The organism is Thalassotalea sp. PS06 (assembly GCF_007197775.1).
Classification (GTDB): Bacteria; Pseudomonadota; Gammaproteobacteria; order Enterobacterales; family Alteromonadaceae; genus Thalassotalea_A.
Window position 1 is genome coordinate 2,190,502 of record NZ_CP041638.1, and the last position, 12,163, is coordinate 2,202,664.

A 12,163-nucleotide genomic window follows, 5' to 3' on the forward strand; every position below is an offset into this window, starting at 1 on the left:
AATAAGTTACTTCCCTGTAACGACATGCATTTTCGGCATACCGTTCATCCATGAACATAACCTCCCTCTTCCACCCCCCACCTCCCACCTTCTTTCCTTGTAAACAAACTTTTCCGGGAAACCAGGCAACGATTGAGCGGTCGCCAAGCTTTTCATTGAGTTCCCCTGGCCTTTGCTCCATTATCGACAGCAAATCTTCGGGATCGTTGAACCAATAAAGAAAATTACATTAACATCCCAAATAACTACACCCAAATAATGACACCCAAATCATTGGGGGAAACAGGAGTTCTTATGGCAGGTTTTAATAAGGTCGTGAATTCTTACCAGGAAGCGCTTGCTGGCCTGGAAGATAACATGACGCTAATCGTTGGTGGCTTTGGTCTGTGTGGCAATCCGGAAAATCTTATCAAAGAAATTAAGCGCATGGGCACCACAGGCTTAACCGTTGTATCCAATAACTGTGGTACCACAGAGCACGGCTTAGGCATTTTGTTGTTTGACAAGCAAATTAAGAAAATGGTCGCTTCTTATGTTGGTGAGAACGATAACTTTGAACAACAAATGATGAGTGGCGAGCTGGAAGTCGAACTTACTCCACAAGGCACATTAGCAGAAAAAATGCGCGCTGGTGGCGCTGGTATCCCAGCGTTTTATACCGCTACAGGTTATGGAACGCCGGTTGCAGAAGGCAAAGAAGTTCGTGAATTCAATGGCAAGCAGTACATCCTAGAAGAGTCGGTAACTGGCGACTTCGCACTGGTTAAAGCCTACAAAGCCGACACTTACGGCAATCTGGTATTCCGTAAAACCGCCCGTAACTTTAACCCATTGGCAGCTACAGCCGGAAAAATTACCGTGGTTGAAGTGGAAGAAATCGTCGAGCCAGGAGAGCTGGATCCCGATGAAATCCATTTAAGCGGTATTTACGTTGATCGTTTGATCAAAGGTGACTTTGAGAAAATCATTGAGCAACGCACGGTTCGTGCAAGTCAAACCAACGAGCAAGGAGCATAATCATGGCCTTATCCAGAGAACAAATTGCACAGCGTGTCGCTCAGGAATTAAAAGACGGTTACTACGTTAACTTAGGTATTGGTATTCCAACTTTGGTTGCAAACTATGTGCCTGAGGGTATCGAAGTGATGTTGCAATCAGAAAATGGTTTGTTAGGTATGGGCCGATTTCCGACCGAAGACGAAGTTGATGCCGACCTTATCAATGCCGGTAAGCAAACCGTCACCATGACCGCAGGTGCCTCCCTTTTTGACAGCGCCGAATCCTTTGCCATGATCCGCGGTGGTCACGTTGATTTAACGGTTCTAGGTGCATTCGAAGTGGATGTAGAAGGTAATATCGCCTCTTACATGATCCCAGGAAAACTAATCAAAGGCATGGGCGGTGCCATGGATTTGGTAGCCGGTGCAGACAATATCATTGTGACTATGACCCATGCCTCTAAGCACGGTGTATCCAAGCTATTGAACAAGTGTTCCCTGCCGTTAACCGGCAAAGGCTGTATCAAAAAAGTGCTGACGGATTTGGCCTTCATCGAAATTAAAGAAGGTAAATTTCACCTGCTAGAGCGAGCACCAGGTGTTAGCGTTGAAGAGATCATTAAGCTAACCGAAGGTGAGCTAGTGGTGGAAGGCGACATTCCGGAAATGCAGTTTTAATACCGAAATATTAATACTAGAAAACTTAAAAAAGAAAACGGCTAAGGATAATCCCTAAGCCGTTTTTTATTTCAAATAAAATGGATTGATAGCTTACTCGGCGCTATACCAGATTGGACTGCTCCAGGCTCTTTCCTGTATGGTCGCTGGTAAATCGTCTCTGATTTCCTGCCCTAGTGCGATGGCATCAAGCGTTGACCAACGCGGTGTTGGGATCTCAAGCACTCGCACGTAATAAAATGCATGTTGTGCCGGGTCAAATTCCGGGTCTTTCCAGGTCACAAGGAAAGAGCTGGCACCAATATCATTGGTATATTTGCCGGTTTTTAAATCAACCGTTGACTCCAGCATTTCAGAACCGTCGGTGCGATCATCAGATAATGCCACATCAAAGATTTTTTCCTGGGCATTGCCTTCGCTATCCACCCAGCCCTTGATCACCTGGGCTCTGTCCAGATTAGCACCATCCGCTTCTTTCATCGCCTGAATAATCAGCACCGGTGAATTGTCTGACGCACCTGAGAGTTCGCTGCCCATCGGGACGCCCTTATCATAGGCCATGTTTACCCAGTCTTCGCTATCGAGGATATTGTCGTCGTATTCAAAGGATGCGAACACACGTACCTGCATTCGGGTACCTGAGGTACCGAAGGTTTCCTTACGCGCCATGGCATTAAAAATGGCATCCCGAGTATTTTCTTCGGCCCAGACACCAGCCAGACCACCAGAGCTAAATTCACGAATTTGCTGTTTCGAGGCTTCCTCGTAACCCGGGATCCCTTTGAGTCTGTGCTCTTTATTAAACTCGCCGGCAAATTTACCGGTATAGTTATCTTCTTCCACCGATGCCGCCGAGTTATGGGTGTCTGAATCACCAATTACGCCATATTTAAATGGGTTACCCTGGTCGTTCATTTCCATGCGGATACCGTCTAAATAGGCCTGCCTCAAATAGCTGCCCTGACGTTTTGTCGGACGTTCAGTAATTGCCGACAAGGTGTAATCCCAAAGCTCGAAGTCCGCGAATTCATCATTGGGCGACAAATCTGGGTGGGTTTCTGAGGTACCTTTTATCTGCGAAATCTCATAGACCGGCTCATTCTTGATTCGGTTTTCAGAATATTCTTTAGTGATTTCATTACCATAAGAGTCGGTTAACTCAAACATCATGCCGTCACTGGCGTTACCATTATGGGGCACAGCCAGCAATTCAGCGCCACTGTCTCTGGCGGTATTCATGTATTTCCATAGATCCTCAGGTTTGTTGGAATCCAGCGTTGAAAAAGGCATTTCCGGAATGCCCTCGCTGCCATTGAAGATCACCACCCGATGCAGGTTGCGGTTATTCGGCGCAGACGTCCATTCAAATGCGGCAAATGTGGTGAAACTTCCGGGTTCGTTGTGTTGCTCGGCAATATCGATGATTTCCTGCCACATAGATTTCGCCATTTCCGGGTCGCTTAGCTGCGGATCGGACTTGCCTTTATTCATATCATCAAGAATTTTCGCAAAGGCTTTAAATGCTACCGCTGAATCTTCTGAGGTGATTTCTTTGGCAATATCCAACTTACTGAAAGGGCTATCGGGATCTTCCATGTTCTTAAATACCCCCATGTACTCGGCATGATCAGACACCGCATACCAATCCAGAGGCTTTTTAATTTTCATCATCCCACCTTCTTTGGTGGCAGGAATCGCCTCTCCTTTTGCCCAGCGATAAGCATCCTCCGGAGACGTAGGACTACCGTTGGTATAACCATCAAATGACCAGGAGGTATGAATATGCAAATTGCCGAAGTAGGCTTGCTTATCAGACGATGCCATTGAGCTGTCATCGCTGGTACTGCTGGCAACTGGCGCTGCCGCGGTTTCAGTGGTGGAATTATCGGTTGCGGATGGCTCTGGTTCAGACTTTTGACCACATGCCGTTATCGCTAATGCGGCAGCAATGGCCAAGGAAATGGGGGCTAATTTACTCATCGAAGCTCCGGAATGTCAGCGGTAGATTCAACTAGTATAGAAGACCCCTACAAAATGGCGTAATTCAACACCTTAGGTAAACTAGCCGCGATTATGGGGACTCGTAAAATCCAGTATTGGCCCTTTAGGTACCACACCAGTTGGGTTAATCATATCGTGACTCTCGTAATAATGGTGCTTGATATGGGTCATGTTTACTGTCTCAGCGACACCGGGTACTTGATACAGTTCTCGCAAATAACCTGAAATATTTGGGTAATCGGCAATTCGGTGCAAATTGCATTTAAAATGGCCCACGTAAACCGCGTCAAAACGCACTAAGGTGGTAAATAAACGCCAATCCGCTTCGGTTATCGAATCTCCGACCAGATAGCGCTGCTTGGCAAGTCGCTTTTCCAGACTATCCAGGGCGCTAAACAATTCCACAACTGCTTCTTCATAGGCTTGTTGAGTCGTGGCAAATCCAGCGCGATATACGCCATTGTTAATGTTCGGATAAACAAAATCATTAATGGTATCGATTTCTTCTCGCAATGATTCAGGATAAAAATCCCAGGGTTTAGCTCCCAAGTGATCAAACGAGCTATTTAACATACGGATAATTTCAGAAGACTCATTGGAAACGATGGTATTGGTCTTCTTATCCCATAGCACTGGCACAGTTACCCGGCCGGTGTAGTTTGAATCTGCCTGGGTATAAACCTGATGTAAAAAAGAATTTTCGAAAAGATCGTCGTTTGCAGATACCCAGTCCGGATTATCTTTATCTTCCTGAGGCGCAAAGGTCCAGCCATTCTCTTTCATCAGATAATGCACTACTGACACTGAAATCATCTCTTCAAGGCCCTTTAGCTTTCGGAAAATCAGGGTCCTATGGGCCCAGGGGCAAGCAAGCGATACATAAAGATGATAGCGATTCGCTTCTGCCTTAAAGCCCTTTTCGCCATTTGGGCCTGCTTCACCATCGGCGGTGATCCAACTTCGAAACGACGATTCTTTGCGTTCAAATTTACCGCCAGTGGCCTTGGTGTCGTACCATTGATCATGCCATTGGCCATCTACTAATAATCCCATGTTAAACTCCTTTGAAAATGATATCTATCGTTAAGAATAATTCGCGATTACTGCTTATTACGGTTATCCAGAGAATAAGCGCCAGCCCCTAAGGCAAATACCATCAACAGTCCGCCCATTACCGATGTATTTTTCATAAACATTAGCATTTGCATTTGATCTGCAAAGTTTGCGTGAAATAAAACATTTGCAACCAGCGTAAACCCGAAAAGCGCCAAAGCGGCAATTCTGGTTTTAAAACCGACTATCAGCATTAATGCCCCAATCACCTCTACGGCGATAACGATAGGTAAGATTAATCCGGGCACACCTGCGCTTTCCATATAGGCTTGAGTTCCCTGATACTGACCAATTTTATTCAGGCCCGCCATTAAAAACATCAGAGCAAGCAGCACACGCCCGGCAGGTGCGGCAATGTTGAATATAGTGGCGTCAGGTTTAGATGAAACAGTGTGATTTTCGATGGTGGTGGTATTCATAAAAGTTCTCCTTAAAATTTATCTTCAATTCATTTCGAATCGTTAGAAGTAACTTTATATGAAATAATTAGAACTTAAATTAGATATATTCGGCCCTTAAATTCTATAAAGTAGAATATAAAGACCATTTTTCTTATCTGCCTACCTGGGCAATCACAAATGCAACTGGCATATTTGCCAAATACGCATTATCGAAATAGTGCAGTTCATTGTAGGAAATCAAACCACGGATACTGCGCGTGTAAGCTTCACCGCGCTCTGAATACTCAGTCAATGTATCCACCAACTCAAGACCTGTTATGGCTTGATCGGTATCTCTTAATTGACGGCGCAGCGCACGAAATTCGTTATAAGCAGAGACCGTATTGAGATTCAACATATAGCCCTGCACAGATTCCAGCGGTGACGAGAAGCGCGCCAGGCCATAGTTGCCAAGCTCTTTGCGTTGCTGTTTGGGCACCATGCCATTACCGGAATAGTCCCATTGCCCAAAGTACGCATGTCCTTCCAGGGTGAATCGTGAGGTAGCCCAGCCACTCTCCTCAGCCGCTTGCGCCAGTGCTAATGAAGGAGGAATAATATCAACACGGGATAGAAGCCGTTGTCGTTGTGCTTCGGTAATTTCAGCACGGGACGAGCCAATTACCTCATATTTCAATGCCATTTCGACTAATTTAGGGTCGTTGAGTGAGCGAGACTCAGCCTGTTGTCGTTCCTGCAAAATTGCTTCATTAGACATCAGGATAAGTGGCATCATTAATTTAAAGAACAATGACTTTTTGACACTAACTGGAAGTTTTCGGGTATCACTAACCCAGGATGGGGATAGTTTCGCAAAGGTAATTCTTGGTACCGCCTGCTCGTTTCTGTGCCAGTCTACCGGGTGATAGTTAAGTAATTCGTAAAGGGCAAACAACTCGTCGAGACTCGCCGCTTCGATACTAACAGCATTTGGGGAGGCAATACGCTCAGAAATGGCGTCTGCACGTTGTTGTAAAGGAGTTAATTGAGCACTAGCCTGCGCTTTCGCTGCACAAAAAGTAAATACTACAAGCAGAGAAATGAAAGAAGACGTAAAGCGCCCTAATAAAGGGGAGAAATAGCGTGATCCATGCATTTGTTATTATCTCAATAAAACGTTAGTTTTTTATTGAGTATAGACGCTATTTTAAATTCTACTTTTCGCAGTCGAAATTGATCGCCCCCTTCCACTTCCACCTTCAATAAGACATCACTCCAGATTAAAGTACTGATATCCCTGCCGATATAGCTGGCACGCCATCATCAAATCCCCTTCAAACTCTAATCGCCTGGCTCTTTTAAACAGCTCTTCGATAAACAGCAAATTCCCGGCTTTTGCTTGTTGGATCACCTGGCTGTCATCGTATTTTTCCAGCCAGTGGCGACGTTCCTGATTGGGAATATAAGACGTCCTGATTGCCATTAACTCTCCCTACATTTAGCAATTGCAATAGCCCTAACGTAGCGAATTTACCGCCAGGGATCCTGACCATCTGCAGACCAAATATGATTAATTGGGGCAGGAGGAAGTTATGATCATGGACGATCGGTATGCCCAAAATGCAGGGAGCATATTTTCGGTGGAAGGTGGAAGGTGGGAGAAAAAGCAAAAACACTTGAGTCATTCCCTGATACTACAGGGAATCTTTGTCAGAAGCTGAAGTTATCTCTTTTGAGGTGAGGTATGCTTCGCAGGTGGGAGGTTATGATCATGGATGAACGGTATGCCGAAAATGCACTAATTCAGGGATGTATGTGGGTAGAATAACGCACTAATACAGGGATGTATGTGGGTAGAATAACGCAGGAGCAGTTATCGAGGAGCAGTTATCGAGGAGCAATTTTCGGCGGAAGTATAAGCCCGCTAGGGTGTTTGAAAGTAAGGATTATCTAACGCTTGCTGTAACGGGATATCAGTTAGGCCATGATCCCGAACGGCATGAATAAACTTTAATGTTTTAAACGCATCGAACCAGACGAGAAGTTGTTTACGGCTTTGCTCCATGGACACCGATTGAAGCTGTTGTTTTTCGATAAAGCTGATAAAACCGATATCGTTCAGTGCACTTCGGCACTCTGTGCTCAGGTTTTCAATCGCGACGGTTAATGCCGTTAAGTCACCTTCACTGCCAGCTAGGGCCTCTAAGACTTGTTTCAATTCAACAAACACTTGCGGTCGATAATATTGGTAGTCTTGTTTCTGCGCGCTAAGCTCGATGATTTTTTGTACCGCGGGACCGGTTCCAAAAGGCACTCTATCTGATACTCGGGCATCGATTTTTATTTGCACACTTTGCTCATTTTTTATCTTTCCAAGCTTGGCCAATTTATTAAGAAGATAAAAGTCCTCCCCCGCCGAGCGCTTGGGAAAACCTCTGGCTTTAACATAATCATCCCCGGAGAACGCGAGAATGCTACCAATGGTAAAGAAGTTATAAGGACTGCCAGCATAGGTTAAACCTGCTACGTAATAACGCATCGATTTTTCATATAATCGACTGGCAGCATCTTCCGCAACATTCGCATCCGATTCCGCACTTTGATGATAAAAATCAAATACTAAAGCGCTAATACCCTTGCGTGATTGTGGCAAAGCAGAAAAGTAATTGTCGGGTAAATGGGCATCGGCATCGGTGCTGCAGATCCAAGGCGATTTAATTTGCCCTGCTGCCATTAACTGACAAGCTAAATCGGCACCAATTTTGCGAGCTAAACCTACCCCCTGCTTTGCTGGAATCGGTGTTGTGAATCTATCGACAACTAATACGTAGCCGCCAGCATCCAACATGAACAAGGTCAGATTGTCACACTGCCAAAGCATTTCAGCCGCCGATTCTAGCTCGGAAAACAATGCCTGTTGCGGCTTGATCTTGGTGTCAGTATCGGGTTGATTGATAATCGAGATCAATAATGAACTTGATGTTTGTTCTGCAAGAGCGCAAAAGCGATGGAAAAAGTCCGCTCGCTCTTTGTAGGCGGGAAGCACCACCACATGAGAGAATTGCAGATGCGTGGGGAAACTTTTAAGCGATGTAACTTCTACTTCCGCAAAATTATCCAGATATTTGCGAAACGATTTGTTCTCACCCAATAGAATCCCCTGCCTCGATTAATTTAGTGCAATGCTGCTCTAAATGGCAATTTAGCACAAATTTCCGCTTCAAAATCCAACACCTCTTCAAGGCGGGTATAAACGGTTTGTTCATCAAAGTACTCAAGCGCTAATTCGACAAATAGATTTTTATGCTTTTCTTCAGATTTTGCGATAGCTACGTAAAAATCCTTTTCCTTACCCGCAGGTAACGCTTCAGCAATTAATGAAAAACGTTCATGACCTCGAGCCTCGATAACGCCAGCTACCAGCAACCTGTCCAGGAAAAACACATCGGAGCCACGGCGGAACAAGGTACGGATTTCATTAATATAAGGGTCTTTTTGATCATTACCCAGAATCACATCGCGTTTCTGTAATAGCTTTAATACTTGCTTGAAGTGGATCATCTCTTCAATCGCCAGATCCGTCATCGCCCGGACCAGATTCTTGCGATCTGGATAATGTGACAACATGGACATAGCCATGCCAGATGCTTTTTTCTCAGCAGCAGCGTGGTCCTGCAAAAACGCGTCAAAATCTTCCAGGGCTACCCGCGCCCATTCTGGTGGAGTCTGGTATTTTAATTCAAACATGGATTGCTTTATTACTATTAAAAATGGAGATTCAAAAATTTCGCCTATTCTATAGTGTCTGCACTGCATGCGCCATAGGCCGTAACAGAAAAGACAGATCAGGAGAAGAAGGTTATGTTCAGGGATGATCGGTATGCCGAAAATGCACTAATACAGGGATGTATGTGGGTAGAATAACGCAGGAGCAGTTATCGAGGAGCTTATTTTCGGTGGAAGGTTATGTTCATGGATGAACGGTATACCGAAAATGCATGGAGCTTATTTGAGGTGGAAGGTGGAAGGTGGAAGGTGGAAAGTGGAAGATTATCCCGCCCATGTTCAATTCAACAATCAAAAGTTTCGTTCCTATTGACCTCTAACCATTTACCGATTTGCCAAAGCTTGATTTTTTGGGTAGTTTTCCCGTTATCAACCGTTAATTGAAGTTAAAGATGGATAATACCTTATACATCACCGGCGCTGGTGTCAGCAGTGAAAGTGGCATTCCGACGTTTCGCGGCGAAGATGGTTTCTGGACCATAGGTAGCGAAAACTACACGCCCCAAGAGATGGCAACCCGTGCCATGTATCACGCAAATCCAGTGGAATTTCTATCCTGGTATTATCACCGCTTTGCAACCTACCGCCACCACGGTCCCAACGACGTGCATCACTGGTTGGCCGATAAAAATCTGATCACCCAAAATATTGACGGTCTCGATGGTAAAGCTGGCAACAAGGATTACATCGCTATTCATGGTCGCTTAGATCAAATGACCTTATTTCATGAGCAAGGCCCGGTCGTAGATAAATTTATGACCCCCTGGGAGGATGTCGATGCCGATAACCTGCAGGAATCCTTGCTTGATATATTTAACATCAATCCATTGAGTAAAACACCAGAGCTGGACCATTCCTTTAAACCCTTTGTATTGCTATTTGATGAGTTTTACACGGATTTGTATCGCATAGGCGAGGCGCAACAACGAATGCAGGATGCCGAACGTATGGTGTTTATGGGAACCTCATTTAGCGTCAATATTACCCAGATGGCATTGCGCGCTGCAGTTCATAATCGCATCCCTATTGAAATTGTCGATCCCAACCCGGTGGAGATCCCTTACCAGCATGTTTCCTATTTCAAAATGAAGGCCAGCGATTACATAAAACAAAGATAATTACAGTTAATTATCAGCCATTACATTTTGTCGCAATCAATGACAAGCCATTGCCAGTTAATACACTTTTGGTGGCAAGTTTTACAGGGTGAAAACAGCTTTTATTTAACCCCAAAGGTATGATTATCACCGTTAACTTTTCATAAGTTTTCTCCCTAAAATACTAGATTTTAACCCTGCGCCATGCGGGGTTTGTTTTTTCTAACACCTGCGTTTCTCTCAATCCCGCAATTATCCTGGTTGCGTAGCAAATCCCCGAGCCTTTGCTATGCTCAATTTAGCCCAAAGTAAAAATAACAAGAGCCTATGAAACTGTTCACAAAGCTAGTTGCAACCGCAGGTATCGGCTGTATTGCCATTACCCTGTTCACTTTTTCCGATCGATTGTATTCGAAAGCCTATCCGATAATGGCGGCATTGAATGTGAATCAATCTGGCAATCTACGCTTTGAGCTCGCCGACGACCAAGCCAATCAAACCCGGGCAATCATTCAAAACTGGCACGACAGTGAAAAACAACGTCAAGGTGGCGAGTTTCAATCCCACGGTTGGTGGCCCTGGGGTGTGAATGGTTTTGATTATGACAATGACGGCGATATCGACCTATATTTATCGCACCACGGTAAACCAGGCGGTAAGATCCTGGTGAACCAATTACAGGAAACCAATAAGCTCACCTTCATCGATTTAAAACAACTATCCAAAAACTTACCGTTTCTTCCCGGTGCCGATGACAAACCTAAGTTTTTTGATTTTGACGGCGATGGCTGGCTGGATATCGCCGGTCTGTCCGACGAAAGCAAACCCGAATACCTGTTCAATCAACAAGGCGAAGGATTTCTCTCCCGAGGACAGGGTTTCACTCTACGACCTTTGTCTAAACCCATTGATATTGTCGATATTAACTTTGATGGTTATCTGGATCTCGATGGCGGCTTAAAAGGCGTGTGGTTCTACCATCCCCAGACAAAGTCGTTTAGCCGTGATCAGCCAATTAGCATCACCGAACCTCCCGGACTAGAAGAGAAATACCAAAACCTTACCGAGAAACATAAAGCGATGCGCAAGAAGAATCGCTTTTTCCGCGCCAAATATTATCAATATTTCCCAACCCACCAGGAAGGACAGAGTCCGAGTCTGATTGATCTTAACTTCGACGGCTTGGGCGATTTGATCATCGCTGGCTCTGCGAGCTATGGCGGAGACAAAATTGGGCATTATCTGCTGCAAAACGATAAAGGCCAATACGTTGGCGCCAACGATAAATTAGGGTTACCAGAAGATGCGGTGCCCATTTATTACGGTGATATTAACGGCGACAACCTCCCTGATTTATTGGTTATTGGCAACAGTAAAAGTGGCTGGTATCTCAACTCATTGACGGGTTTTAAATATCAGGCGACTGCCATGGATGCGTTTTTCAAGAAGCGCGCCCCTTACCTTCTCAGAGCCTACCCAGTGGATTTTGATGGCGACTCCGATCCCGATTTTGTAATGAACAACCCGAGATTAAAAATTACCGAAGTTTATGAAAATCTCGGCAACGGCGAATTCACCCGGGTACTATTTAGCAAATCCTGGAGCGCAAATCCGGTATACATTACCGATATCGATAATGACGGCGACAGCGACTTAGTTCTCGGCGGTAACAATACCGAGAGCAAAACCCGGTTATCGATATTCATTAACGAAAGTAAAATGTCCGGTAATCGTCTGACTATTTACCCCAGATACAAAATTCCCAATATCTATGCCGCGGGCTCTATCATCAAACTGTATTTGAGTGACGCCGAGGAAAATAAGAAAACAACCCTGCTAGCCAAAGCCCGTTGGAATGGTGAGCCGATCACCTTTCATATCGGCAGCGCCGAGCAGGTAAACATTGAAATCAGCTATCCGGATAACAAACGCACCCGCTTTGATGGCCTGGGAGCAAACCAAACCTATACCCTACACTACGATGGCCAAATAGAAGGCGGTTATCAGGCCGCTACCTTTAAAGCCGGCGCTAAATCTCAACAGGCGCGTCCTTAATCCGTTAAGCAAATACCCGGTCTAAAAACTTTTTATTTGCACAAATCTTTACACC

The 12,163-nt window shown here is 45.0% G+C and carries 11 protein-coding genes; 4 read left to right on the plus strand and 7 right to left on the minus strand.

Translation table 11 applies throughout. The features are described from left to right. The first annotated feature begins 294 nt into the window (after window positions 1-294). Together FNC98_RS09765 and FNC98_RS09770 are read left to right on the plus strand one after the other, a co-directional pair. Window positions 295-1,017, plus strand: coding sequence for a CoA transferase subunit A (locus FNC98_RS09765; protein WP_143581050.1), 723 nt, complete (start codon window positions 295-297; stop codon window positions 1,015-1,017). Window positions 1,018-1,019: 2 nt separating this feature from the next. Further along, on the plus strand, window positions 1,020-1,676 hold the full coding sequence (locus FNC98_RS09770; protein WP_143581051.1) for a 3-oxoacid CoA-transferase subunit B: 657 nt from the start codon (window positions 1,020-1,022) through the stop codon (window positions 1,674-1,676). A 93-nt stretch (window positions 1,677-1,769) separates the two neighbouring features. Here FNC98_RS09770 and FNC98_RS09775 read toward each other — a convergent pair whose 3' ends face one another. From FNC98_RS09775 to FNC98_RS09805, 7 genes are all read right to left on the minus strand, one after another. After that, complete coding sequence (locus FNC98_RS09775) at window positions 1,770-3,656, minus strand: DUF3604 domain-containing protein (protein ID WP_143581052.1); 1,887 nt, start codon at window positions 3,654-3,656, stop codon at window positions 1,770-1,772. Between the two features lie 81 nt (window positions 3,657-3,737). After that, window positions 3,738-4,730: a glutathione S-transferase family protein gene (locus FNC98_RS09780; protein ID WP_143581053.1), complete on the minus strand. Its 993-nt coding sequence runs from the start codon at window positions 4,728-4,730 to the stop codon at window positions 3,738-3,740. A gap of 47 nt (window positions 4,731-4,777) precedes the next feature. Continuing rightward, the gene (locus FNC98_RS09785) at window positions 4,778-5,209 is read right to left on the minus strand and encodes a DoxX family protein (protein WP_143581054.1); all 432 of its coding nucleotides are present in this window, start codon (window positions 5,207-5,209) and stop codon (window positions 4,778-4,780) included. Between the two features lie 133 nt (window positions 5,210-5,342). Further along, window positions 5,343-6,326, minus strand: a complete 984-nt coding sequence (locus FNC98_RS09790; protein ID WP_143581055.1) for a glucosaminidase domain-containing protein — start codon at window positions 6,324-6,326, stop codon at window positions 5,343-5,345. 114 nt (window positions 6,327-6,440) lie between these two features. Further along, on the minus strand, window positions 6,441-6,653 hold the full coding sequence (locus FNC98_RS09795) for a hypothetical protein (protein ID WP_143581056.1): 213 nt from the start codon (window positions 6,651-6,653) through the stop codon (window positions 6,441-6,443). 441 nt (window positions 6,654-7,094) lie between these two features. Then, window positions 7,095-8,321 carry a hypothetical protein gene (locus tag FNC98_RS09800; protein WP_143581057.1) on the minus strand — a complete coding sequence of 409 codons (1,227 nt, stop codon included), beginning with the start codon at window positions 8,319-8,321 and terminating at the stop codon, window positions 7,095-7,097. A 23-nt stretch (window positions 8,322-8,344) separates the two neighbouring features. Then, the gene (locus FNC98_RS09805) at window positions 8,345-8,917 is read right to left on the minus strand and encodes a tRNA-(ms[2]io[6]A)-hydroxylase (RefSeq protein WP_143581058.1); all 573 of its coding nucleotides are present in this window, start codon (window positions 8,915-8,917) and stop codon (window positions 8,345-8,347) included. A gap of 431 nt (window positions 8,918-9,348) precedes the next feature. Here FNC98_RS09805 and FNC98_RS09810 point away from each other — a divergent pair, with 431 nt between their 5' ends. Next, a complete protein-coding gene (locus FNC98_RS09810; RefSeq protein WP_143581059.1) occupies window positions 9,349-10,074 on the plus strand; it encodes an SIR2 family NAD-dependent protein deacylase in 726 nt (241 codons plus the stop codon). A 306-nt stretch (window positions 10,075-10,380) separates the two neighbouring features. Next, entirely contained in the window at window positions 10,381-12,108 is a 1,728-nt protein-coding gene (locus FNC98_RS09815; RefSeq protein ID WP_143581060.1) for a CRTAC1 family protein, read from the plus strand. The last annotated feature ends 55 nt before the right edge of the window (window positions 12,109-12,163 follow it).

Excerpts from the sequence above, each read along its gene's own strand:
- FNC98_RS09775 (WP_143581052.1), bottom strand. The coding sequence starts at position 3,656 with ATGAGTAAATTAGCCCCCATTTCCTTGGCCATTGCTGCCGCATTAGCG.
- FNC98_RS09815 (WP_143581060.1), top strand. The coding sequence starts at position 10,381 with ATGAAACTGTTCACAAAGCTAGTTGCAACCGCAGGTATCGGCTGTATT.
- FNC98_RS09780 (WP_143581053.1), bottom strand. The coding sequence starts at position 4,730 with ATGGGATTATTAGTAGATGGCCAATGGCATGATCAATGGTACGACACC.
- FNC98_RS09805 (WP_143581058.1), bottom strand. The coding sequence starts at position 8,917 with ATGTTTGAATTAAAATACCAGACTCCACCAGAATGGGCGCGGGTAGCC.
- FNC98_RS09790 (WP_143581055.1), bottom strand. The coding sequence starts at position 6,326 with ATGCATGGATCACGCTATTTCTCCCCTTTATTAGGGCGCTTTACGTCT.
- FNC98_RS09765 (WP_143581050.1), top strand. The coding sequence starts at position 295 with ATGGCAGGTTTTAATAAGGTCGTGAATTCTTACCAGGAAGCGCTTGCT.
- FNC98_RS09785 (WP_143581054.1), bottom strand. The coding sequence starts at position 5,209 with ATGAATACCACCACCATCGAAAATCACACTGTTTCATCTAAACCTGAC.
- FNC98_RS09795 (WP_143581056.1), bottom strand. The coding sequence starts at position 6,653 with ATGGCAATCAGGACGTCTTATATTCCCAATCAGGAACGTCGCCACTGG.
- FNC98_RS09770 (WP_143581051.1), top strand. The coding sequence starts at position 1,020 with ATGGCCTTATCCAGAGAACAAATTGCACAGCGTGTCGCTCAGGAATTA.
- FNC98_RS09810 (WP_143581059.1), top strand. The coding sequence starts at position 9,349 with ATGGATAATACCTTATACATCACCGGCGCTGGTGTCAGCAGTGAAAGT.